The following is a 23,191-nucleotide window of genomic DNA, read 5'->3' on the forward strand; positions in this document are numbered from 1 at the left end:
GCGGCACTCTGCCAGGTGGCGCTGTGCAACCCGGGTTGCGACGGCTAGAATGCGCAAAATTTGATCAAGTCACCCCATGCTCGAAGCCCGTCTCCTGCGCCTGGACGATCAGGCCCATCACCACGCCCACGACCATCACCAACTGGTGATGTCTGTCGCCGGCCGCGCCGCGTTCGAGGTGGATGGCCGTGGCGGTGAGGTTTGTCGGATGCGCGCCTGCCTGGTGCCGGGGGATGCCCGGCACGAGTTCGCCGGCGTTGGGGACAACCGCATGCTGATTCTCGATCTGGATGAGCAAGGCAGTCCGGCCGAGGATCTCGAACTACTCGGTCGCCTCTTCGAGACTCCGCGCTACCCGGAACTGGATGCGGACTTCCACAACCTCTTGAGCTACGCCGGCGCCGAACTCGCCCGTTACGGCAGCGATCCTATGCTGGCCCGCTCCCTCGGGGGCATCCTGCTGCGTGCCCTGTACCTGCGCCTGTTCGGCGAGACGCAACGGCGTTCGGTCAGCAATCTCGATATCGAGCGGCTGGACGGCTACATCCAGGGCAACCTGTCGCGGCGGATCAGCGTGGCGGAACTGGCGCAGGTCGCTTGCCTGAGCCCCAGCCACTTCCATGCGCAGTTCAAGGACAGCCTGGGCCTGACCCCTCATCAATACCTGCTGAAAACCCGCCTGGATCGCGCGGCCCGCCTGCTGCGCGAAAGTGAGCAGCCGCTGGTGCGTATCGCCGAAGAATGCGGATTCTCCAGTCAGAGCGCGCTGACCACGGCCATGCGCCGCTATCTTGGCCTGACGCCCAAGCGCCTGCGCGGCGCCAAGTAGATCCCTCCTGCTGCAGCGTTAGCGTCCGCTCGAATCCGCCATCGATCTGTATTTGCCTGTGCGTGCGTCCGAAGTTGCAACCTTTGTCGAGGGTTGCTCGAATCGGTTGTACCCTGTGGGCAACCCGATGTTTCGTATGGGCATCGGCTAAATTCGAAAATCTCGGATTAATGGGCCTTAAAGCAGGTTGCACCTTTGGGCGGAAAGTTCCCCTGATCAGAGAATTCGACAAAGGAATCAGAGAATCCAAAAAGAAAGGCGCAGTGCCATATCTCTAAATTCCGCACTCGCCTTGCGGCTGCCCGGCGCTCGAAGCGTTCTTGCGGGCTGGAGAGGTTGTACTAGACCAAAGTAGAAGCGAATCCAGAGAAAGGAGGGGCGTGATGTTGAAAGTCAGTCACGTCTTTTCGGGCCAGGTCAGGCATGTCCGCACTGTTGCTCTGCTTTCTTGCTCTTCTCGTGGTCAGGCGCTCGCCAGTTCTTCCGTCTGCCGTGTTGTGAACAGCCATTGCGAGGCAACCAGGGAGTACTAGAACAACTGATTCGCATGGTGGACCGAGCCCTCAGGGGTGAGGTGCGCTGTCGCATTGGCAGGGCCGGACGCCCTGTGATCATTGCCCGATCGGGATTACGTCGGCCCCATGGCCGACGTGATTGGGAAGCCAACCGGTAGCCGCCACAAGTGGCCGCCAAATACCAACCACGGGAGCGGATACCCGCCGCCTCCGAATAAAAACAAACGAGCAGGGGAGACCCCCATGAGTATGAGCAACCCGATGCTGATCACTTTCGTGATCTATATCGCGGCCATGGTGCTGATCGGCTTCGCCGCCTATCGCTCCACCAACAACCTTTCCGACTACATCCTCGGTGGTCGCAGCCTCGGTAGCTTCGTTACCGCACTGTCCGCCGGTGCCTCCGACATGAGCGGCTGGCTGCTGATGGGCCTTCCGGGTGCTGTCTACCTCTCCGGTCTCTCCGAAAGCTGGATCGCCATTGGCCTGATCATCGGCGCCTACCTCAACTGGCTGCTGGTTGCCGGCCGTCTGCGCGTGCAGACCGAGCACAACGGCAATGCCCTGACCCTGCCGGACTACTTCACCAACCGCTTCGAAGACAACAGCCGTATCCTGCGCATCTTCTCTGCCGTGGTGATCCTGGTGTTCTTCACCATCTACTGCGCCTCCGGCGTTGTCGCCGGTGCCCGCCTGTTCGAGAGCACCTTCGGCATCTCCTACGAAACCGCCCTGTGGGCGGGTGCGGCCGCGACCATCTGCTACACCTTCGTCGGTGGCTTCCTGGCAGTGAGCTGGACCGATACCGTGCAGGCCAGCCTGATGATCTTCGCCCTGATCCTCACCCCGATCATCGTGATGATTGCCACCGGCGGCATGGACACCACCTTCGCTGCTATCGAGATGAAGGATGCGGCTCATTTCGACATGCTCAAGGGCGCCAGCTTCGTTGGCGTGATTTCCCTGCTGGCATGGGGCCTGGGCTACTTCGGTCAGCCGCACATCCTGGCGCGCTTCATGGCCGCTGACTCCGTCAAGTCCATCCCGAACGCCCGTCGCATCTCCATGGCCTGGATGATCTTCTGCCTGGCCGGCGCCGTGGCTGTGGGCTTCTTCGGTATCGCCTACTTCTCCGCTCATCCGGACCAGGCTGGTGCCGTTACCGCCAACCACGAGCGCGTGTTCATCGAGCTGGCCAAGATCCTCTTCAATCCGTGGATCGCCGGTGTGCTGCTGTCCGCCATCCTGGCTGCCGTGATGTCCACCCTGAGCTGTCAGCTGCTGGTGTGCTCCAGTGCCCTGACCGAAGACTTCTACAAGGCCTTCTTCCGCAAGAACGCCAGCCAGACCGAGCTGGTCTGGGTGGGTCGCGCCATGGTGCTGCTGGTGGCCGTGATTGCCATCGCCATCGCCGCTGACCCGGAAAGCAAGGTATTGGGCCTGGTGTCCTATGCCTGGGCTGGCTTCGGTGCCGCCTTCGGTCCGGTGGTGATCCTCTCCCTCGTGTGGAAAGGCATGACCCGTAACGGTGCGCTGGCCGGCATGGTCCTTGGCGCGGTCACCGTGGTCCTGTGGAAGAACTTCTTCGGCTGGACCGGTCTGTACGAAATCGTTCCGGGCTTCATCCTCTGCACCCTCGGCATCCTGATCTTCAGCCGCATCGGCAACGGCCCGTCCGCCGCCATGCTCAAGCGCTTCGACGAAGCCGAGAAGGAATACCAGGACGCCCACGTCTGACCCTGTATGGCGCGCGGCCGGTCGTCCGCGTGCGATCGGCCGGGCTTGATGTCCGGGCTCTCACCAACGACCCGATAGTGCTTCGCCGGCCCATGTCTTCGGATATCGGGCCGGTTTTTTTTCGCCCTGGAAAAGGTTGTGGCGTGCCTGGGCGGGGCCTGTTCGCCAGGCCTCAGCCGTACGTCATTTTTGTAGCTTCGACCATAGTCCGTGTTTGGTAAGACCATGGTCGAATGGCCCTACAGAAGGGTGGGGGATACAAAAGGCGCCATACAAAAACAACTACCCACCGAGGTAAGACCCCATGAGTGCTGCTTCTCTGTATCCGGTCCGCCCTGAAGTGGCCGCCCAGTCCCTGACGGACGAGGCGACCTACAAAGCCATGTACCAGCAGTCCGTGATCAATCCCGATGGCTTCTGGCGTGAACAGGCCAAGCGCATCGACTGGATCAAGCCTTTCACCAAGGTGAAGCAGACCTCATTCGACGACCACCACGTCGATATCAAGTGGTTCGCTGATGGCACCCTCAACGTTTCCGCCAACTGTCTGGACCGCCACCTTGCCGAGCGTGGCGACCAGGTCGCGATCATCTGGGAAGGCGACGACCCTTCCGAACATGAGCACATCACCTATCGCGATCTGCATGAGCGCGTCTGCAAGTTCGCCAACGCCCTGCGCGGCCAGGACATTCACCGTGGCGACGTGGTGACCATCTATATGCCGATGATCCCGGAAGCCGTGGTGGCCATGCTGGCGTGCACCCGTATAGGTGCCATCCATTCCGTGGTGTTCGGCGGCTTTTCCCCTGAAGCCCTGGCCGGTCGTATCATCGACTGCCGCTCCAAGGTGGTGATCACTGCCGACGAAGGCTTGCGAGGCGGCAAGAAGACCCCGCTGAAAGCCAACGTCGATGACGCGCTGACCAACCCGGAAACCAGCAGCGTGCAGAAGATCATCGTGGTCAAGCGCACGGGCGGTGATATCAAGTGGAACCAGCATCGCGATGTCTGGTACGAGGATCTGATGAAGGTGGCGGGTAGCACCTGTGCGCCGAAGGAGATGGGCGCCGAGGATCCGCTGTTCATCCTCTACACCTCCGGCTCCACCGGTAAACCCAAGGGTGTACTGCACACCACTGGGGGTTACCTCACCTACGCGTCGCTGACCCATGAGCGCGTATTCGATTACCGGCCGGGCGAGGTGTTCTGGTGCACCGCCGACATCGGCTGGGTCACCGGCCACACCTATCTGGTCTATGGTCCGCTGTCCAACGGCGCGACGACTGTCATGTTCGAAGGCGTGCCGAACTACCCGGACATGACCCGCGTCGCCAAGATCGTCGACAAGCACAAGGTCAACGTTCTCTACACCGCCCCCACCGCCATTCGCGCCATGATGGCCGAGGGTAAGGCTGCGGTGGAAGGCGCTGACGGCTCCAGCCTGCGCCTGTTGGGTTCGGTGGGTGAGCCGATCAACCCGGAGGCCTGGCACTGGTATTACGAGAACGTCGGCCAGGGCCGCTGCCCGATCGTCGACACCTGGTGGCAGACCGAAACCGGTGCCTGCCTGATGACCCCGTTGCCAGGCGCCCACGCCATGAAGCCGGGTTCCGCTGCGCGTCCGTTCTTCGGCGTGCAACCGGCACTGGTGGATAACCTTGGCAACATCCTGGAAGGCGCGACTGAAGGCAACCTGGTGATCATCGATTCCTGGCCGGGCCAGGCGCGCACCCTGTACGGCGATCACGACCGCTTCGTCGACACCTACTTCAAAACATTCAAAGGCATGTACTTCACTGGCGACGGCGCTCGTCGCGACGAAGACGGCTACTGGTGGATCACCGGTCGTGTGGATGATGTGCTCAACGTCTCTGGTCATCGCATGGGTACCGCAGAAATCGAGAGCGCCATGGTCGCCCACCCGAAAGTTGCCGAGGCTGCGGTGGTGGGCATGCCCCACGACATCAAAGGGCAGGGCATCTACGTCTACGTCACGCTGAACGCTGGAGAGGAGTCTTCTGAGCAACTGCGTCAGGAGCTTAGGAACTGGGTGCGCAAGGAGATCGGTCCAATCGCTACCCCCGATGTAATCCAGTGGGCTCCGGGCCTTCCGAAGACCCGCTCGGGCAAGATCATGCGCCGCATCCTGCGCAAGATCGCCGTCGCCGAATACGATGCCCTTGGCGACATCTCCACCCTGGCTGATCCCGGCGTGGTGCAACACCTCATCGATACTCATCGCACCATGCAAGCCGCCTGATCGGGGCTTGTCGCAAAACCCCGCCCTGGCCACAAGCCGGGGCGGGGTTTTGCATTTCTACGCCAGGGAAAGTGGCGAGTTGCTGAAATGCAGGGTGACACTTGATCGGTGTCGAGGCGCACATCAACTGCTCGCGGTAATTACCGATTTTTTATCGGGTTTCAGGTGGGGGAGGGGAGCCTGGGTAACAGTCCTGGTTACGTGGTGCACCAAACCGGTTCCATTGGGAACGTGCCGTGCGCTTTCAGGGCATTTTTTGCGGTTCCGCAAACAAGATGAATTTCGCAAGGCCACAGAATAGAGGGTCTTTGTTGTTTGTGGTTCGATAATTGCTTTATTAAAAGGTTTTGTATTTTGTCTTTTCGGCACTTTTCTCTGTGCCTGTCAATGCTCTTTCGAGTCGTCTCCAGTGCTTCTGTAATTTGTTGTCGCATTGAAGAAATATCGACTTCGGGGCTGTGGCTAGAATGCCGCACACCCAGTCGGAGCCTTTTGCCTACGGCTTTCAGCCAGCAAAGACGACGACTCTTTCTACAATTCGTGGACCGTCTGGGCGAATTCTCACGCTGCCAACAGAAGCCATATCCCTTTGAAGGAGTCATAACATGAAGAAGATTGCACTTCTCGGCGCCATGGCGCTGTCCCTGTTGTCGCCGTTGGCCGCCATTGCAGATGACGCCAAGCCGCTGCGCATTGGTATCGAAGCCGCTTACCCGCCCTTCGCCTTCAAGACGCCGGAAGGCACCATCACCGGCTTCGACTACGACATCGGCAACGCGCTGTGCGCCGAGATGAAAGTCGAGTGCAAGTGGATCGAGCAGGAGTTCGACGGCCTGATCCCGGCCTTGAAAGTACGCAAGTTCGACGCCGTACTTTCCTCCATGACCATCACCGAAGAACGTCTGAAATCGGTGGACTTCACCAACAAGTACTACCACACCCCCGCTCGCCTCGCGATGAAGGAAGGCGCTGTCATCAATGACCCGCTGACCGACCTCAAAGGCAAGAAAGTCGGTGTGCAGCGTGCTTCCATCTATGACCGTTACGCCACTGACGTCTTCGCACCGGCGGGTGTTGAAGTGGTTCGCTACAGCTCGCAGAACGAGATCTTCCTGGATATGTCCGCTGGCCGCCTCGACGCCACCCTGGCGGACGTGGTGAACATCGACGACGGTTTCCTCAAGACCGATGCCGGCAAGGGCTTCGCCCTGGTAGGTCCTGCCTTCAGCGAGAAGAAGTACTTCGGCGAAGGCGCCGGTATCGCCGTGCGCAAGGGTGACAAAGCCCTGGCCGAGAAGATCAACAATGCCATCGCCGCCATCCGCGCCAATGGCAAGTACAAGGAAGTACAGGACAAGTACTTCAAGTTCGACGTCTACGGCGAGTAATCGCTTTTCCCTGAAAGTGGCACAAACTTCACATAGCGGTTTGTGCCACTTTTTCGTTGTGGCGGTGCCGCCCGGAGCACTCCGGCGCGCTGCATGAGGATCTGAATCATGCTCAACGGCTACGGCTCGACCATTCTCGATGGTGCCTGGCTCACCCTGTTGCTGGCCCTGTCTTCCATAACCATGGCAGTGGTGCTCGGCCTGATCGGTGCGGCGTTCCGACTGTCCCCGATCAAGTGGTTGTCCTTGCTGGGCGAAACCTACGCCACCGTGATCCGTGGCATTCCTGACCTGGTGCTGATCCTGCTGATCTTCTACGGCGGTCAGCAGATCGTTAACGTCGTCGCGCCGATGGTCGGTTACGACGACTACATCGACCTGGACCCCTTCTGGTCTGGCGTCTTTACCCTCGGCTTCATCTTCGGCGCCTACCTGTCCGAGACCTTTCGCGGCGCCTTCATGGCAATCCCGAAAGGGCAAGGCGAGGCGGGGATGGCCTATGGCATGAGCGGTCCCAAGGTGTTCTTCCGCATTCTCGTGCCGCAGATGATTCGCCTGGCGATTCCCGGCTTCACCAACAACTGGCTGGTGTTGACCAAGGCCACCGCGCTGATTTCGGTGGTCGGCCTGCAGGACATGATGTTCAAGGCCAAAAGTGCAGCGGACGCAACCCGTGAACCTTTCACCTTCTACCTTGCGGTTGCCGCGCTGTACCTGGTGCTGACCAGCGTTTCCCTGCTGGCGCTGCGCTACATGGAGCGACGCTACTCGGTAGGCATCAAGGCGGCTGAACTATGATCTTCGACTACAACGTGATCCTGGAGAGCCTGCCGCTCTACTTCGGTGGCGTGCTGGTGACCCTGAAGCTGCTGGCCATCTCCCTGGCGCTCGGGCTGACTGCAGCTGTTCCGCTGGCGCTGATGCGTGTATCCAAGCAGCCCTGGGTGAATCTCCCGGCCTGGCTCTACACCTACGTGATCCGCGGCACTCCGATGCTGGTGCAGCTGTTCCTGATCTACTACGGCCTGGCGCAGTTCGAGGCCGTGCGCGAGAGCGTCCTCTGGCCCTACCTGTCCAATGCGACGTTCTGCGCCTGCCTGGCCTTTGCCATCAACACCAGCGCCTACACTGCGGAAATTCTTGCCGGCAGCATCAAGGCTACGCCCCACGGCGAAATCGAGGCGGCCAAGGCCATGGGCATGTCCCGCGCCAAGCTCTACCGTCGCATCCTGCTGCCGTCGGCCCTGCGTCGTGCGCTGCCGCAGTACAGCAACGAAGTCATCATGATGCTGCACACCACCAGCCTGGCGTCCATCGTCACCCTGATCGACATAACCGGCGCCGCGCGCACTGTGAACTCGCAGTACTACCTGCCGTTCGAGGCCTTCATTACCGCTGGCGCGTTCTATCTGTGCCTGACTTTCATCCTGGTGCGCCTGTTCAAGGCCGCCGAGCGTCGCTACCTGGCCTACCTGGCCCCGCGCAAGGCCTGAACTCATGCAACGTATTGACCACGAACTGCCCTGGGGATGCCTGGGAACCCGCCGCCAACTGACGGTCTTTCGATTCGGCAATGGCGCGCGCAAGGCCTACATCCAGGCCTCGCTGCATGCTGATGAGTTGCCGGGCATGCGCGTTGCGGTCGAGCTCAAGCGTCGCCTGCGTGAGCTGGAAGGGCAGGGGCGTCTGAGCGGCGTGATCGAACTGGTGCCAGTGGCCAACCCTCTGGGACTTGGTCAGGTGCTCCAGGCGGTCCAGCAGGGTCGCTTCGAGCTGGGCAGCGGCAAGAACTTCAACCGTGACTTCGCTGATCTGGCCGGCCTGGTGGCCGAGCGCCTGGAAGGTCGTCTGGGTGTTGATGCCACGGCCAACGTGGCGCTGATCCGTCAGGCCATGGGCGAGGCATTGGCCGCACTGCCCCCGGCCGGTTCCGAGCTGGCGGGCATGCAGCGTTTGCTGTTGCAGCATGCCTGCGATGCCGACCTGGTGCTGGACCTGCATTGCGACTTCGAGGCTGCGGTGCATCTCTACTGCCTGCCGCAGCACTGGAACGAACTGCGTCCGCTGGCCGCGCGTCTGGAGGCCGGTGCGGTACTGACCGCCGAAGATTCCGGTGGCAGCTCGTTCGATGAGTCCTGCTCGTTGCCCTGGCTGCGCCTGGCTCAGCGCTTTCCCGAAGCGTCGATTCCTCCGGCCTGTATGGCGACCACTGTGGAGCTCGGCAGCATGGCTGATACCGACAAGCCGCTGGCCGAAGCGCGCGCCGAAGCCATCCTGGCCCACCTTGCCGAGCAGGGTCTGATCAGCGGTGAGTGGCCGGTGGCGCCCGAGGCCTGCTGCGAGGCCACGCCTTTCGAGGGCGCCGAATACCTCTACCCGCCGCATTCCGGTGTGGTGAGCTTCCTGCAGCCCGCTGGCGCGAAGGTCAAAGCGGGCGATCCGCTGTTCGAGGTGATCGATCCGCTGGAAGACCGCCATGCCGTGGTGTGTGCATCGGTGGACGGCGTGCTGTTTGCGCGCGAACGGATGCGCTTCGCGCAACCTGGACTTTGGCTGGCCAAGGTGGCTGGCCGTGAACCCATTCGTCAGGGACGCCTGCTGAGCGACTGAGCCAAACGAGACCGAAACCATGTACAAACTCGAAGTCCAAGATCTGCACAAGCGCTATGGCAGCCACGAAGTCCTCAAGGGCGTGTCCCTGGCGGCGAAGGCTGGCGACGTCATCAGCATCATCGGCTCAAGCGGCTCGGGCAAGAGTACCTTCCTGCGCTGCATCAACATGCTGGAGCAGCCCCACGGCGGCAAGATTCTCCTCAATGGCGAAGAGCTGAAGCTCGTGGCCAACAGGGACGGTGGCCTGAAAGCGGCCGATGCCAAACAGCTGCAGCGCATGCGTTCGCGTCTGGCGATGGTGTTCCAGCATTTCAACCTCTGGTCGCACATGAGCGCCCTGGAGAACGTCATCGAGGCGCCCGTGCATGTGCTCGGCGTGCCGAAGAAGGAAGCCATCGAGAAAGCCGAGCACTACCTGGCCAAGGTGGGCGTGGCCCATCGCAAGGACGCCTACCCGGCGCACATGTCCGGTGGTGAGCAGCAGCGCGTGGCCATCGCTCGTGCCCTGGCCATGGAGCCGGAAGTCATGCTGTTCGACGAACCCACCTCTGCACTGGATCCGGAGTTGGTGGGTGAAGTGCTCAAGGTCATGAAAGACCTGGCGGTGGAAGGCCGCACCATGGTGGTGGTCACCCACGAGATGGGTTTCGCCCGCGAGGTTTCCAATCAGCTGGTGTTCCTGCACAAGGGGCTGGTGGAAGAGCGTGGTTGTCCGAAGGAAGTGCTGGCCAATCCGCAATCCGATCGCCTCAAGCAGTTCCTTTCCGGCAGCCTGAAGTGATCTCCGTCGCGACGGCCCCAGAGCCGCCGCAACGCATTCGAAACCTGTCCTTGCCTTGTCTCTTTCCTTTTGCCGGGGTCTGCTAAGCTGCCTGCCATGACTGCCCATCGAATCGCTTTTCTCCTCTGGCCCGGTACCAAGGCGCTGACCCTGGCGCTGGCCGAGGAAGCTCTGCGCGTTGCCCAGCGACTGCATCCGGAGGTGGTTTACGAGATGTCCTTCCTGCAGGCCGAACCGGCCGCCGAAGCGGCATGGCGCCTGCCCGGCGAAGCCTGGACCGGCAAGCTGGATGGTCTGCAGCGCCTGTTCCTGCTGGCCGATGAGCCGCCGGCGCAGATCTCGCCGGCGCTGTCAGCGGCCATCAAGCATTCGGTACGTGCCGGCTGCGTGATTGGCGGCCTGTCCGCGGGTGTCTATCCATTGGCGCAGCTGGGCCTGCTGGATGGCTATCGCGCGGCGGTGCACTGGCGTTGGCAGGATGACTTCTCCGAGCGCTTCCCCAAGGTGATCGCCACCAGCCATTTGTTCGACTGGGATCGTGATCGTCTCACTGCCTGCGGTGGTCTGGCGGTGCTTGACCTGCTGCTCGCAGTGCTGGCCCGTGACCACGGTGCCGAATTGGCTGGGGCGGTATCCGAAGAGCTGGTGGTCGAGCGCATCCGCGAAGGCGGCGAACGGCAGCGCATTCCACTGCAGAATCGTCTGGGTTCCAGCCACCCGAAGCTGACCCAGGCCGTGCTGCTGATGGAGGCCAACATCGAAGAGCCGCTGACCACTGACGAGATTGCCCAGCATGTCTGCGTGTCCCGTCGTCAGTTGGAGCGGATCTTCAAGCAGTACCTCAATCGCGTGCCCAGCCAGTACTACCTGGAGCTGCGCCTGAACAAGGCGCGCCAGATGCTGATGCAAACCAGCAAGTCGATCATCCAGATCGGCCTGTCCTGCGGCTTCTCTTCCGGCCCGCACTTCTCCAGCGCTTACCGCAACTTCTTCGGTGTCACCCCTCGCGAAGACCGCAACCAGCGTCGTGGTGCCGGCCCCTTCGAAACCCAGCAGCCGGCTCTCGTGGCGGAGCGGGGCTGAGCCTGGGGCGAATCCTGTAGGGGCGAATACATTCGCCAAGCAGGCCGAAGGCCTGCCCTTCGGGTTCTCATGGGGCAGCTGCGCTGCCTTTGGCGAATGAATTCGCCCTTACTCGGTTTCCATTCCTAATTGCTCCCAATACCCACCAGTCACCCCGTGGAGAAATTTTCCCCGCGGGTGCGTAGCGGTGGCGATCAGCGTTTAAACTGCGCCTTCCCGACGCTTTCTGTCGCATTTCCATAAGCGCCGGTTTTCGCGGGGTTGGCGCTGTAAGAAGTTGTCGCATGGCGGCAATGCCAACCCCGAATCAGTCCCTACAATCCCTTCATCACTAGCCGTTCATGGCAGGAGAAACTGATGTCCGTTGAGCATGCGCAGGTCGAGCGCGCCGATTTCGACAAGGTGATGGTTCCCAACTACGCCCCCGCCGCATTCATTCCGGTGCGTGGCCAGGGTTCCCGAGTCTGGGACCAGTCCGGTCGCGAGCTGATCGATTTTGCCGGCGGTATCGCAGTGAACTCCCTGGGCCACGCGCACCCGGCGCTGGTCAAGGCGTTGACCGAGCAGGCCAACAAGATCTGGCACGTCTCCAACGTCTTCACCAACGAGCCGGCCCTGCGCCTGGCCAAGAAACTGGTGGACGCCACCTTTGCCGAGCGCGTATTCCTCGCCAACTCCGGCGCCGAGGCCAACGAAGCCGCTTTCAAGCTGGCCCGTCGTTATGCCCATGACGTCTATGGCCCGCAGAAGCACGAAATCATCTCCGCCACCAACAGCTTCCATGGTCGTACCCTGTTCACTGTGACCGTTGGCGGCCAGCCGAAGTATTCCGACGGCTTCGGTCCGAAGATGGAAGGCATCAGCCATGTGCCCTATAACGATCTGGATGCCCTGAAGGCGGCCATTTCCGACAAGACCTGTGCCGTGGTTCTGGAACCCGTGCAGGGTGAGGGCGGCGTTCTACCGGCCGACCAGGCTTACCTGGAAGGCGCCCGCAGGCTGTGTGACGAGCACAACGCGCTGCTGATCTTCGACGAAGTGCAGAGCGGCATGGGTCGTACCGGCCACCTGTTCGCCTACCAGCACTATGGTGTGACGCCGGACATCCTCTCCAGCGCCAAGAGCCTGGGCGGCGGTTTCCCGATCGGCGCCATGCTGACTACCAGCGAAATCGCCAAGCACCTGTCCGTGGGTACTCATGGCACCACCTATGGCGGTAACCCGCTGGCCAGCGCTGTCGCCGAAGCCGTGCTGGACGTGATCAACACCCCGGAAGTGCTCCGCGGCATCAACGCCAAGCACGACCGCTTCAAGACCCGTCTAGAAGCCATTGGTGCCAAGTACGGCATCTTCACCGAAGTTCGCGGCCTGGGCCTGCTGATTGGCGCCGTCCTCTCCGACGCCTGGAAGGGCAAGGCCAAGGATGTGCTGAATGCCGCCGAGCAGGAAGCCGTCATGGTCCTGCAGGCCAGCCCGGACGTGGTGCGCTTCGCGCCCAGCCTGGTTATTCCGGATGCGGACATTGATGAAGGCCTGGATCGCTTCGAGCGCGCTGTCGCCAAGCTGACCCAGGCGTAAGCCTCCGCTGGACGCGGCGCAGGGAAGCGCTGCGCTGCGATCCCAGGGATGGAATAGATTCATGCGTGAGCACGGGCCATAGGGGTCCGGCTTTTCTCCGAATGGAACCACTGATTCGTTCGGGGTTTTCAACAAGAAAAGGAGTGACCCCCATGTTGGTGATGCGCCCCGCGCAAATGGCCGATCTCGCTGAAGTCCAGCGCCTGGCCGCGGACAGCCCCGTGGGTGTCACTTCGCTGCCGGATGACGCCCAGGTGCTGGGCGAGAAGATTGCCGCGTCCGAGGCTTCCTTCTCTGCCGAGGTGAGCTTCAACGGCGAGGAGAGTTACTTCTTCGTCCTTGAGGACAGCAAGACCGGCCGTTTGGCAGGTTGCTCGGCGATCGTCGCCTCGGCCGGATTTTCCGAACCCTTCTACAGCTTCCGTAACGAGACTTTCGTGCATGCCTCTCGTTCGCTGTCGATCCACAACAAGATCCATGTCCTGTCGCTCTGCCATGACCTCACCGGCAACAGCCTGCTGACCAGTTTCTACGTCGAGCGCGACTTGGTGAACACTTCCGTTGCCGAACTCAACTCCCGCGGCCGCCTGCTGTTCATGGCAAGCAACCCGGAGCGCTTCGCCGACGCGGTGGTGGTGGAGATCGTCGGCTACAGCGACGAGCATGGCGAGTCGCCGTTCTGGGATGCGGTGGGGCGTAATTTCTTCGACCTCAACTACACCGAGGCCGAGCGCCTGTCCGGCCTGAAGAGTCGCACCTTCCTCGCCGAGCTGATGCCGCATTACCCGATCTATGTGCCGCTGCTGCCCGATGAAGCCCAGGAATCCATGGGGCAGGTGCATCCGCGTGCGCAGATCACCTTTGACATCCTGATGCGCGAAGGCTTCGAGACCGACAACTACATCGACATCTTCGACGGTGGTCCGACCCTTCACGCCCGCACTTCGAGCATCCGCTCCATCGCCCAGAGCCGCATGGTGCCAGTGAGGTTGGGTGAGCAGGGCAAGGGTGGCCGCCAGTACCTGGTGTGTAACGGCCAGCTGCAGGATTTCCGTGCGATCGTCGCCGAACTCGACTGGGTGCCCGGCAAACCTGTGGTACTTGGCGAAGAAGCCGCTGAAGCCCTGGGTGTTGGCGAAGGCGCCAGTGTTCGACTGATTGCCGTTTGAGTCTTAGACCCTCCTCCCGTCGGGAGGAGGTGGCCCCTGGTTGGGCCGGATGAGAGCACAGCTCTCTCCCTGGCTTCCTTCCCGGACGGAAGGAAGCGCAATTTCTGGAGGCACTATGATCGTTCGTCCCGTACGCAGCGCCGATTTACCGGCCCTGATCGACCTGGCGCGCAGCACTGGCGCAGGCCTGACCACGCTGCCGGCCAATGAGGAGCGCCTGTCGCATCGAGTCGGCTGGGCCGAGAAGGCATTCCATGGCAAGGCCGAGCGCGCCGATGCGGACTACCTGTTCGTCCTCGAGGACGACAACGGCACCGTCATTGGTATATCCGCCGTGGCCGGCGCCGTGGGTCTGCGTGAGCCCTGGTACAACTACCGGGTCGGCCTGACCGTCAGCGCCTCCCAGGAACTGCATATCCACCGCCAGATTCCCACGCTGTTCCTGGCCAATGACCTGACCGGCAACTCCGAGCTCTGCTCGCTGTTCCTCCACTCTGGTCATCGCACGGGGCTGAACGGCCGGCTGCTGTCCAAGGCACGCTTCCTGTTCATCGCCGAGTTCCCGGAACTGTTCGGTGACAAGGTGATTGCCGAGATGCGCGGCATGTCCGACGAGCACGGTGTTTCCCCGTTCTGGGAAAGCCTCGGCCGGCACTTCTTCAAGATGGAGTTCTCCCGCGCCGACTACCTTACCGGCGTGGGCAACAAGGCCTTCATCGCCGAACTGATGCCCAGGTTCCCGCTCTACACCTGCTTCCTGTCTGAAGCGGCGCGTAACATCATCGGCCGTGTGCACACCGATACCGAACCCGCGCTGGCCATGCTCAAGGGCGAGGGCTTCAGTTATCAGGGCTACGTCGACATCTTCGACGCCGGTCCGGCCATCGAGTGCGAGACCGCGAAGATTCGCGCCGTGCGCGATAGCCAGAACCTGGTGCTGGCTGTCGGCACGCCGGGCGACGACGCTACGCCTTTCCTGATCCACAATCGCAAGCGCGAAGACTGCCGCATCACGGCAGCGCCCGCCCGTCTGGCCGCCGGTACCCTGGTGGTGGACGCGCTGACCGCCAAGCGCCTGAAGCTCTCCGCCGGCGCCTCGGTTCGCGCCGTACCACTGTCGGCCAAGGAGTCCGTATAAATGAGCACTCATTTCATTGCTGGTAACTGGCAGGCAGGGCAGGGCGAGGCGTTCGATTCATTGAATCCCGTGACCCAGGAGGTCGTCTGGTCCGGCCGTGGCGCCAATGCTGCTCAGGTGGATGAGGCGGTCAAGGCCGCTCGTGTCGCCTTCCCGGCCTGGGCGCGTCGCCCGCTGGAAGAGCGCATCACCATCCTCGAACAGTTCGCGGTGGCCCTCCGTGGCCACGCCGACGAACTGGCCCGGTGCATTGGCGAGGAAACCGGCAAGCCGCTGTGGGAATCGGCCACCGAAGTGACCAGCATGGTCAACAAGGTCGCCATCTCCATTCAGAGCTACCGCGAGCGTACCGGCGAGAAGAGCGGCCCCCTGGCCGATGCCACCGCCGTGCTGCGCCACAAACCCCACGGCGTGGTGGCGGTGTTCGGCCCCTACAACTTCCCCGGTCACCTGCCCAACGGCCACATTGTGCCCGCACTGCTGGCCGGTAACGCGGTGATCTTCAAACCCAGCGAGCTGACCCCAAAGGTCGCCGAGCTTACCGTCAAGTGCTGGATCGAGGCCGGATTGCCGGCTGGCGTGCTCAACCTGGTTCAGGGCGCCCGTGAGACCGGCATCGCCTTGGCGGGCAATCCGGGTCTGGACGGCCTGTTCTTCACCGGCTCCAGCCGCACAGGCAACCTGCTGCACCAACAGTTCGCCGGCCGACCGGACAAGATCCTTGCCCTGGAAATGGGCGGCAACAACCCGCTGGTGGTGGACCAGGTCCAGGACGTGGACGCCGCGGTCTATACCATCATTCAATCGGCCTTCATTTCCGCCGGCCAGCGCTGCACCTGTGCCCGCCGCCTGCTGGTGCCGGAAGGCGCCTGGGGCGATGCCCTGCTGGCACGCCTGGTGAGTGTCGCCAGTACCATCAAGGTCGGTGCCTTCGACGCCCAACCCGCACCGTTCATGGGGTCGGTGATTTCCCTGGATGCTGCACGTCATCTGATCAAGGCGCAGGACCATCTTGTCGCGGGTGGAGCCAAGGTACTGTTGGCCATGTCCCAGCCCCTGGCGAACGCCGCGCTGCTGACCCCCGGCATTCTTGACGTGACCGCCGTGGTCGACCGCCCCGACGAGGAGTTCTTCGGCCCGTTGCTGCAGGTGATCCGTTACCGTGACTTCGATGCCGCCATCACGGAGGCCAACGCCACTCAGTACGGCCTGGCTGCCGGTCTGCTGTCGGACTCCGCCGAGCGCTACCAGCAGTTCCTCATCGAGAGCCGCGCCGGCATCGTCAACTGGAACAAGCAATTGACCGGTGCCGCCAGCAGCGCACCCTTCGGCGGTGTCGGCGCGTCCGGCAACCATCGCGCCAGCGCCTACTATGCCGCTGACTACTGCGCCTACCCGGTCGCATCGCTGGAAAGCGAAACCCTTGCCCTGCCTGCAACCCTTACTCCAGGAGTCAGCCTGTGAACGCCTATGAAGTGAACTTCGACGGACTGGTCGGTCCGACCCACAACTACGGCGGTCTGTCTTACGGTAACGTCGCCTCGCAGAGCAACAGCCAGGCGGTTTCCAATCCGAAGGAAGCTGCGCTGCAGGGCCTGGGCAAGATGAAGGCACTGATGGAAATGGGCTTCAAGCAGGGTGTGTTCGCCCCGCAGGAGCGCCAGGACGTCGCCGCCCTGCGCAGCCTGGGTTTCTCCGGCACCGATGCCGAAGTGATCGCCAAGGCCGCCAAGGAAGCCATGCCGCTTCTGGCCGCCTGCAGCTCCGCCTCCAGCATGTGGACCGCCAACTCCTGCACCGTCAGCCCCAGCGCCGACACCGCGGATGGTCGCGTGCACTTCACCGCTGCCAACCTGAACTGCAAGTTCCATCGCTCCATCGAGCACCCGACTACCAGTCGCGTGCTGGGTGCGATGTTCGCCAATGACAAATTCTTTGCCCACCATGCTGCGCTGCCTGCCGTTGGCCAGTTCGGCGACGAAGGTGCAGCCAACCACACCCGCTTCTGCAAAGGTTACGGTGATGCCGGTGTCGAGTTCTTCGTGTTCGGCCGCAGTGCCTTCGACAGCCGTTTCCCGGCGCCGCAACGTTACCCGGCGCGACAGACCCTGGAGGCCAGCCAGGCGGTCGCCCGTCTGCATGGCCTGGGATCTGAAGGCGTGGTCTACGCTCAGCAGAATCCGGCGGTGATCGATCAGGGTGTGTTCCACAACGACGTAATTTCGGTGGGCAACGGCGAAGTGCTTTTCTACCACGAGGATGCCTTCCTCGAGACCGACAAGGTGCTGGCCGAGCTGGACAGCAAGCTGGGCAAGCGTGGTGGCCGTTTCCAGGCGGTGCGCGTACCGCGCAGCGCAGTGGGCGTGGAGGACGCGGTGCGTTCCTACCTGTTCAACAGCCAGCTGCTCAGCCGTGCTGACGGCAGCATGCTGCTGATCGTGCCGGAAGAATGCCGCAGCAACGCCAACGTCTGGAGCTACCTGAACCAGCTGACTTCGGAGCGGGGTCCGATCCGCGAAGTGAAGGTCTTCGACCTCAAGCAGAGCATGCAGAACGGCGGCGGGCCGGCTTGCCTTCGCCTGCGCGTGGCGCTGAAGGAAGACGAGCTGGCAGCGGTGAACCAGGGGGTGATCATGACTCCGCAGCTTCACACCACCCTGAGCACCTGGGTCGAGAAGCACTACCGTGACCGCCTCAGTGAAGCCGACCTGGCCGACCCGCAATTGCTGGTGGAGTGCCGGACGGCATTGGATGAACTGACGCAGATCCTTAAACTGGGCGCTGTTTATCCCTTCCAGCTCAACTGAGAAACCTGAAATGTCCGATGCCCTGCAACTCATCCTCGAAGATACCGACGGCACCCAGCTCGAAACCTCCTGCACCCGTTTCGCCGTTATCTGGCAGGGCAAGGAAGTCTGGATCCAGCAGGCTGGCAACGGTCAGCTGCTGATTGGCGTAGATGTGGAAGAAGGCGACACCGAGTACGCCAACCTGCTGCTGCGCCCGCTGGCTACCAACCTGGTCAGCCTGCAACTGGAAATGGAACCGGCTGACGCCGACGCTGACGATGACCATGTCCATGGTCCCGACTGCGATCACGATCATTGAGGTAACAGGATGCTAGCCCTCGGAAAACTGCTCGAATTGACCCTCGCCGGCCGTGAGCCGACCGAGAAGATCCAGCTGACATCCGGGGGCGTGCGCCTGCACTGGTTGGGGGAGGGGGCGCTGGACGTCACCCCGCCAGCCGCCGAAGACAGCGGGCTGGACCTGCTGCTTTCGGCAGGGGTGCATGGTAACGAGACCGCCCCGATCGAACTGCTGGACCGCCTGGTCCAGTCCATCGCCCGCGGCCAGCTCAAGCCGCGCGCACGCATACTTTTCCTGCTGGGCAACCCCGAGGCCATCCGTCGCGGCGAGCGCTTCGTCGAGCAGGACGTCAACCGTCTGTTCAATGGCCGCCATGCCGAATCCAGTGGCTTCGAAGCCATGCGTGCCGGAGAGCTGGAGCGATACGCTGCTGCGTTCTTCAGCAAGCCCGGCCGCGACCGCCTGCACTACGATCTGCACACCGCCATCCGTGGCTCCAAGATCGAGCAGTTCGCGCTGTACCCCTATGTCGAGGGCCGCGCGCATTCGCGCCAGGAACTGGCCCGCCTGCGCGACGCCGGGATAGACGCGGTGCTGCTGCAGAACAAGACCGGTATCACCTTCAGTTCCTACACCTACGCGTGCCTGGGGGCCGAAGCCTTTACCCTGGAGCTGGGCAAGGCAAGGCCTTTCGGCAGCAACGAGGAGGTCAACCTCGATCGCCTGGAGGCTCGCCTGCACGCACTCGTCGAAGGATGCGAGCCGGCCACTGACGGAGAAAGCCTGGATGGCTTGCAGCTGTTCTCGGTTTCCCGGGAGATCATCAAGCACAGCGAGTCCTTCCGGTTGCACCTGGCACCGGACATCGAGAACTTCAGCGAGCTGCCCGTCGGGTATCTACTGGCGGAAGATATCGCCGGTACCCGCTGGGTGGTGGAAGAGCAGGGCGCGCGGATCATCTTCCCCAATCCCAAGGTGAAGAACGGTTTGCGGGCGGGCATCCTGATTGTGCCGGCCGAAGTTTGACGATTCGCCCCTTTCTGTACCTGTACCCGCAAGGCGCCGGGCTTTAGGATCGGGCTCTTCGCCCATCCAAGGAGCCCGGCATGAGCCTGATCGACCTGCGCAGCGACACCGTCACCCAACCTACTGCCGGAATGACGGACGCCATGCTGCGCGCCGAACTGGGCGACGACGTCTATGGCGAAGACCCGACTGTCAACCGCCTGGAAGCCACTCTGGCCGAGCGCCTGGGCTTCGAAGCAGCGCTCTTCGTGCCGACGGGCACGATGAGCAACCTACTGGGGCTGATGGCCCACTGCGAACGCGGCGACGAGTACATCGTTGGCCAGCAGGCCCACACCTATAAGTACGAGGGAGGTGGCGCCGCCGTGCTGGGTTCCATCCAGCCCCAGCCGATCGATGGCGAGGCCGACGGCAGCCTCGACCTCGACAGGGTCGAAGCCGCCATCAAGCAAGACGACTTCCACTTCGCCCGCACCCGCCTGCTGGCCCTGGAAAACACCATGCAAGGCAAGGTACTGCCGCTGGCCTACCTGGCGGCAGCCCGTGAGCTGACGCGCCGGCGTGGCCTCGGCCTGCACCTGGATGGCGCCCGGTTGTACAACGCGGCGGTGAAGCTGGGCGTGGACGCCCGCGAGATCACCCGGCACTTCGACTCGGTTTCCGTATGTCTGTCCAAGGGCCTGGGTGCGCCGGTGGGGTCGGTGCTGTGCGGCAGCGCGGCCTTGATCGGCAAGGCGAGGCGCCTGCGCAAGATGGTCGGCGGTGGCATGCGTCAGGCTGGCCTGCTCGCGGCAGCGGGCCTCTACGCGCTGGACCACCAGGTCGAGCGCCTGACCGAGGATCACGCGAACGCCGAGCGTCTGGGCGCTGGGCTGAGCGAGCTCGGTTTTGCCGTCGAACCGGTGCAGACCAACATGGTCTATGTGCAAGTCGGTGATCAGGCTGGTGCATTGGGAGCGTTCCTTTCCGCTCGCGGTATCCGCGTGAGCCCGGCCGCGCGCCTGCGTCTGGTGACCCACCTGGACGTGCGGGCCGCCGATGTTCCAGATGTGATCGAGGCTTTTGCGGCTTTCCGGCAGGCCTGAGTCGGCGGCGTGCATAAATAGCCGCCATCTATCGCACAAAGAGACTATCCCCGCAGCGCAGGGCCGATATAATGCGGCCCTTTGCCGGTGATTCGTATGCCTGTCGCCAGACGGCTGCGAGTTTCGCGCGCAATGTTGGAAACAGGTGGGAAATGCCGGGATGTTCTGGAAAACCTGCTGCTTTCTCGCTGATTTCCACTTGCCGCCCTTCGCCGATAACGATTTGCACCCGCCGTCGTGGCCGCAGTTTCCGTGGAAGAACCTATGAAAAGCGCAGAAATCCGTGAAGCCTTCCTGAGCTTCTTCGAAGAGAAGGGGCATACCCGTGTCGCTTCCAGCTCCCTGATTCCGGGCAACGACCCGACCCTGCTGTTCACCAACGCGGGGATGAACCAGTTCAAGGACTGCTTCCTTGGCCTGGAAAAGCGCGCCTACACCCGAGCCACCACCAGCCAGAAATGCGTGCGCGCTGGCGGCAAGCACAACGACCTGGAAAACGTCGGCTACACCGCGCGTCACCACACCTTCTTCGAAATGCTGGGCAACTTCAGCTTCGGCGACTATTTCAAGCGTGATGCCATCCATTTCGCTTGGGAGTTCCTCACCGGCGACAAGTGGCTGAAACTGCCGAAAGACAAACTCTGGGTCACTGTCTACGCCACCGATGACGAGGCCTATGACATCTGGACCAAGGAAGTCGGTATTCCCCACGAGCGCATGGTGCGCATCGGTGACAACAAGGGCGCCCCGTACGCCTCGGACAACTTCTGGGCCATGGGCGATACCGGCCCGTGCGGTCCCTGCACCGAGATCTTCTTCGACCACGGCCCCGACATCTGGGGCGGCCCGCCCGGTTCCCCGGAAGAAGACGGCGACCGCTACATCGAGATCTGGAACAACGTGTTCATGCAGTTCAACCGTACGGCTGACGGCGTGATGCATCCGCTGCCGGCCCCGAGCGTGGACACCGGCATGGGCCTGGAGCGCATCAGTGCTGTGCTGCAGCACGTGCACTCGAACTACGAGATCGACCTGTTCCAGAGCCTGCTGAAAGCCTCCGCCGAAGCTGTTGGTTGCGCCAACGACGACGCACCGTCGCTGAAAGTAGTGGCCGACCACATCCGCTCCTGCAGCTTCCTGATCGCCGATGGCGTGCTGCCGTCCAATGAAGGCCGTGGTTATGTGCTGCGTCGCATCATCCGTCGCGCCTGCCGTCACGGTAACAAGTTGGGCGCCAAGGGCAGCTTCTTCCACAAGATCGTTGCCGCCCTGGTTGGCGAGATGGGTGAAGCCTTCCCCGAACTCAAGCAGCAACAGGCGCATATCGAGCGCGTGCTGAAGACCGAAGAAGAGCAGTTCGCCAAGACCCTGGAGCAGGGCCTGCGCATCCTCGAACAGGACCTGGCTGGCCTCTCCGGTACCGTGATCCCGGGCGACGTTGTGTTCAAGTTGTATGACACCTACGGCTTCCCCATGGACCTGACCGGCGATATCGCCCGCGAGCGCGGCCTGACCCTCGACGAGGAAGGTTTCGAGCGCGAAATGGATAAGCAGCGGGAGCTGTCCCGTGCTTCCAGCGCCTTCGGCATGGATTACAACGCGCTGGTCAAAGTCGACGCGGATACCGATTTCACCGGCTATGTCTGCACTCATGGTGACGCCAAGGTCCTCGCTCTGTTCAAGGACGGCCAGGCCGTCGAACAGCTCGCCGAAGGCGAGGAGGGCGTACTGGTCCTCGATCGCACCCCGTTCTATGCCGAGTCCGGTGGCCAGGTGGGTGACTGTGGCTTCATCGCCGGCAGTGGTCTGCGCTTCGACGTTCGTGATACCACCAAGGCCGGGGGCGCATTCCTGCACCACGGCGTGGTCGACCACGGCACCTTGCGTGTGGGCGCTGCCGTCACCGCACAGGTGGACGCTACCGTGCGCCAGGCCACCGCGCTCAACCACTCTGCCACCCACCTGTTGCATGCGGCCCTGCGCCAAGTGCTGGGTGACCATGTGCAGCAGAAAGGCTCCCTGGTGGACAGTCAGCGCCTGCGCTTCGACTTCAGCCACTTCGAGTCGATAAAGCCTGAGCAGTTGAAAGCGCTTGAAGACATCGTTAACGCCGAGATCCGCAAGAACAGCGAAGTCGAGACCGAGGAAACCGATATCGACACAGCCAAGGCCAAAGGCGCCATGGCCCTGTTCGGAGAGAAGTACGGCGATCAGGTTCGCGTACTGACCATGGGTGGCGATTTCTCCGTCGAGCTCTGTGGTGGTACCCACGTGTCCCGCACCGGCGACATCGGCCTGTTCAAGATCACCAGCGAAGGCGGTGTGGCTGCCGGTGTTCGTCGTATCGAAGCAGTGACCGGCGCCGCTGCGCTGGCCTACCTGAACGGTGCCGAAGAACAACTCAAGGAAGCCGCGGGCCTGGTTAAAGGCAGTCGCGACAACCTGCTGGACAAGCTGTCTGCACTGCTGGAGCGCAATCGCCAGCTCGAGAAAGAGCTGGAGCAGCTCAAGGCCAAGGCGGCCAGCGCTGCCGGCGACGATCTGGCGTCTTCCGCTATCGACGTCAAAGGCGTGAAGGTGCTGGCTGCGCGTCTGGACGGACTGGACGGCGATGCGCTGTTGGCGCTGGTCGACCAATTGAAGAACAAGCTCGGCCGCGCGGTGATCCTGCTCGGCGGTGCGCTGGAGGGCAAGGTGACACTGGTCGCCGGCGTCACCCAGGACCTGACCGGCCAACTCAAAGCCGGCGATCTGATGAAGCAGGCCGCGGCAGCGGTTGGCGGCAAGGGCGGTGGTCGCCCTGACATGGCGCGTGGCGGCGGTACCGACGCTGCGGCCCTGGAGCAGGCTCTGGCCCTGGCCGTACCGTTCGTCGAGCAGGGGCTCTAAGGCCCTCCGC

The 23,191-nt window shown here is 62.5% G+C and carries 18 protein-coding genes; all 18 read left to right on the plus strand.

Annotated features, from left to right (window positions below):
• The first annotated feature begins 76 nt into the window (after window positions 1-76).
• The 18 genes from AAHM40_RS11635 to alaS all read left to right on the plus strand — a co-directional run bounded on the left by AAHM40_RS11635 (window position 77) and on the right by alaS (window position 23,181).
• A complete protein-coding gene (locus AAHM40_RS11635) occupies window positions 77-829 on the plus strand; it encodes a helix-turn-helix transcriptional regulator (protein ID WP_342244784.1) in 753 nt (250 codons plus the stop codon).
• A 758-nt stretch (window positions 830-1,587) separates the two neighbouring features.
• Window positions 1,588-3,081 carry a sodium/proline symporter PutP gene (gene putP / locus AAHM40_RS11640; protein WP_342244785.1) on the plus strand — a complete coding sequence of 498 codons (1,494 nt, stop codon included), beginning with the start codon at window positions 1,588-1,590 and terminating at the stop codon, window positions 3,079-3,081.
• A 304-nt stretch (window positions 3,082-3,385) separates the two neighbouring features.
• Window positions 3,386-5,341: an acetate--CoA ligase gene (gene acs / locus AAHM40_RS11645; protein ID WP_342244786.1), complete on the plus strand. Its 1,956-nt coding sequence runs from the start codon at window positions 3,386-3,388 to the stop codon at window positions 5,339-5,341.
• A gap of 605 nt (window positions 5,342-5,946) precedes the next feature.
• Window positions 5,947-6,729: an ABC transporter substrate-binding protein gene (locus AAHM40_RS11650; protein WP_342244787.1), complete on the plus strand. Its 783-nt coding sequence runs from the start codon at window positions 5,947-5,949 to the stop codon at window positions 6,727-6,729.
• A 108-nt stretch (window positions 6,730-6,837) separates the two neighbouring features.
• Window positions 6,838-7,527, plus strand: coding sequence for an ABC transporter permease (locus AAHM40_RS11655; RefSeq protein ID WP_028626370.1), 690 nt, complete (start codon window positions 6,838-6,840; stop codon window positions 7,525-7,527).
• On the plus strand, window positions 7,524-8,222 hold the full coding sequence (locus tag AAHM40_RS11660) for an ABC transporter permease (RefSeq protein ID WP_342244788.1): 699 nt from the start codon (window positions 7,524-7,526) through the stop codon (window positions 8,220-8,222). Before AAHM40_RS11655 ends, AAHM40_RS11660 begins: the two co-directional genes overlap by 4 nt.
• A 4-nt stretch (window positions 8,223-8,226) precedes the next feature.
• Window positions 8,227-9,339, plus strand: a complete 1,113-nt coding sequence (locus tag AAHM40_RS11665; protein WP_342244789.1) for a succinylglutamate desuccinylase/aspartoacylase family protein — start codon at window positions 8,227-8,229, stop codon at window positions 9,337-9,339.
• Between the two features lie 19 nt (window positions 9,340-9,358).
• Window positions 9,359-10,123 (plus strand): arginine/ornithine transport ATP-binding protein AotP, encoded by a 765-nt coding sequence (gene aotP, locus AAHM40_RS11670; protein WP_342244790.1) that lies wholly within the window; start codon window positions 9,359-9,361, stop codon window positions 10,121-10,123.
• 96 nt (window positions 10,124-10,219) lie between these two features.
• Window positions 10,220-11,206, plus strand: a complete 987-nt coding sequence (gene argR, locus AAHM40_RS11675; protein WP_342244791.1) for a transcriptional regulator ArgR — start codon at window positions 10,220-10,222, stop codon at window positions 11,204-11,206.
• 357 nt (window positions 11,207-11,563) lie between these two features.
• Window positions 11,564-12,784, plus strand: a complete 1,221-nt coding sequence (locus tag AAHM40_RS11680) for an aspartate aminotransferase family protein (protein ID WP_342244792.1) — start codon at window positions 11,564-11,566, stop codon at window positions 12,782-12,784.
• A gap of 152 nt (window positions 12,785-12,936) precedes the next feature.
• The gene (gene aruF / locus AAHM40_RS11685) at window positions 12,937-13,953 is read left to right on the plus strand and encodes an arginine/ornithine succinyltransferase subunit alpha (protein ID WP_342244793.1); all 1,017 of its coding nucleotides are present in this window, start codon (window positions 12,937-12,939) and stop codon (window positions 13,951-13,953) included.
• A 115-nt stretch (window positions 13,954-14,068) separates the two neighbouring features.
• A complete protein-coding gene (gene astA, locus AAHM40_RS11690; RefSeq protein WP_342244794.1) occupies window positions 14,069-15,091 on the plus strand; it encodes an arginine N-succinyltransferase in 1,023 nt (340 codons plus the stop codon).
• The gene (gene astD, locus AAHM40_RS11695) at window positions 15,092-16,555 is read left to right on the plus strand and encodes a succinylglutamate-semialdehyde dehydrogenase (protein ID WP_342244795.1); all 1,464 of its coding nucleotides are present in this window, start codon (window positions 15,092-15,094) and stop codon (window positions 16,553-16,555) included.
• Window positions 16,552-17,898: an N-succinylarginine dihydrolase gene (gene astB / locus AAHM40_RS11700; RefSeq protein WP_342244796.1), complete on the plus strand. Its 1,347-nt coding sequence runs from the start codon at window positions 16,552-16,554 to the stop codon at window positions 17,896-17,898. The genes astD and astB overlap by 4 nt, the downstream gene beginning before the upstream one ends.
• A 10-nt stretch (window positions 17,899-17,908) precedes the next feature.
• Window positions 17,909-18,199 carry a hypothetical protein gene (locus AAHM40_RS11705; protein ID WP_028626380.1) on the plus strand — a complete coding sequence of 97 codons (291 nt, stop codon included), beginning with the start codon at window positions 17,909-17,911 and terminating at the stop codon, window positions 18,197-18,199.
• A 9-nt stretch (window positions 18,200-18,208) separates the two neighbouring features.
• Complete coding sequence (gene astE, locus AAHM40_RS11710) at window positions 18,209-19,207, plus strand: succinylglutamate desuccinylase (RefSeq protein ID WP_342244797.1); 999 nt, start codon at window positions 18,209-18,211, stop codon at window positions 19,205-19,207.
• Window positions 19,208-19,287: 80 nt separating this feature from the next.
• Window positions 19,288-20,292 (plus strand): low-specificity L-threonine aldolase, encoded by a 1,005-nt coding sequence (gene ltaE / locus AAHM40_RS11715; protein ID WP_342244798.1) that lies wholly within the window; start codon window positions 19,288-19,290, stop codon window positions 20,290-20,292.
• Between the two features lie 264 nt (window positions 20,293-20,556).
• Entirely contained in the window at window positions 20,557-23,181 is a 2,625-nt protein-coding gene (gene alaS, locus AAHM40_RS11720; RefSeq protein ID WP_342244799.1) for an alanine--tRNA ligase, read from the plus strand.
• Window positions 23,182-23,191: the final 10 nt, after the last annotated feature.

It is taken from the genome of Pseudomonas sp. OTU5201 (assembly GCF_038440135.1).
GTDB lineage: Bacteria > Pseudomonadota > Gammaproteobacteria > Pseudomonadales > Pseudomonadaceae > Metapseudomonas > Metapseudomonas resinovorans.

Coding starts and splice junctions, on each gene's coding strand:
- putP (WP_342244785.1), top strand. CDS start 1,588: ATGAGTATGAGCAACCCGATGCTGATCACTTTCGTGATCTATATCGCG.
- astE (WP_342244797.1), top strand. CDS start 18,209: ATGCTAGCCCTCGGAAAACTGCTCGAATTGACCCTCGCCGGCCGTGAG.
- astA (WP_342244794.1), top strand. CDS start 14,069: ATGATCGTTCGTCCCGTACGCAGCGCCGATTTACCGGCCCTGATCGAC.
- aruF (WP_342244793.1), top strand. CDS start 12,937: ATGTTGGTGATGCGCCCCGCGCAAATGGCCGATCTCGCTGAAGTCCAG.
- AAHM40_RS11635 (WP_342244784.1), top strand. CDS start 77: ATGCTCGAAGCCCGTCTCCTGCGCCTGGACGATCAGGCCCATCACCAC.
- argR (WP_342244791.1), top strand. CDS start 10,220: ATGACTGCCCATCGAATCGCTTTTCTCCTCTGGCCCGGTACCAAGGCG.
- AAHM40_RS11650 (WP_342244787.1), top strand. CDS start 5,947: ATGAAGAAGATTGCACTTCTCGGCGCCATGGCGCTGTCCCTGTTGTCG.
- ltaE (WP_342244798.1), top strand. CDS start 19,288: ATGAGCCTGATCGACCTGCGCAGCGACACCGTCACCCAACCTACTGCC.
- AAHM40_RS11705 (WP_028626380.1), top strand. CDS start 17,909: ATGTCCGATGCCCTGCAACTCATCCTCGAAGATACCGACGGCACCCAG.
- AAHM40_RS11680 (WP_342244792.1), top strand. CDS start 11,564: ATGTCCGTTGAGCATGCGCAGGTCGAGCGCGCCGATTTCGACAAGGTG.
- astD (WP_342244795.1), top strand. CDS start 15,092: ATGAGCACTCATTTCATTGCTGGTAACTGGCAGGCAGGGCAGGGCGAG.
- aotP (WP_342244790.1), top strand. CDS start 9,359: ATGTACAAACTCGAAGTCCAAGATCTGCACAAGCGCTATGGCAGCCAC.
- alaS (WP_342244799.1), top strand. CDS start 20,557: ATGAAAAGCGCAGAAATCCGTGAAGCCTTCCTGAGCTTCTTCGAAGAG.
- AAHM40_RS11665 (WP_342244789.1), top strand. CDS start 8,227: ATGCAACGTATTGACCACGAACTGCCCTGGGGATGCCTGGGAACCCGC.
- acs (WP_342244786.1), top strand. CDS start 3,386: ATGAGTGCTGCTTCTCTGTATCCGGTCCGCCCTGAAGTGGCCGCCCAG.
- AAHM40_RS11655 (WP_028626370.1), top strand. CDS start 6,838: ATGCTCAACGGCTACGGCTCGACCATTCTCGATGGTGCCTGGCTCACC.
- AAHM40_RS11660 (WP_342244788.1), top strand. CDS start 7,524: ATGATCTTCGACTACAACGTGATCCTGGAGAGCCTGCCGCTCTACTTC.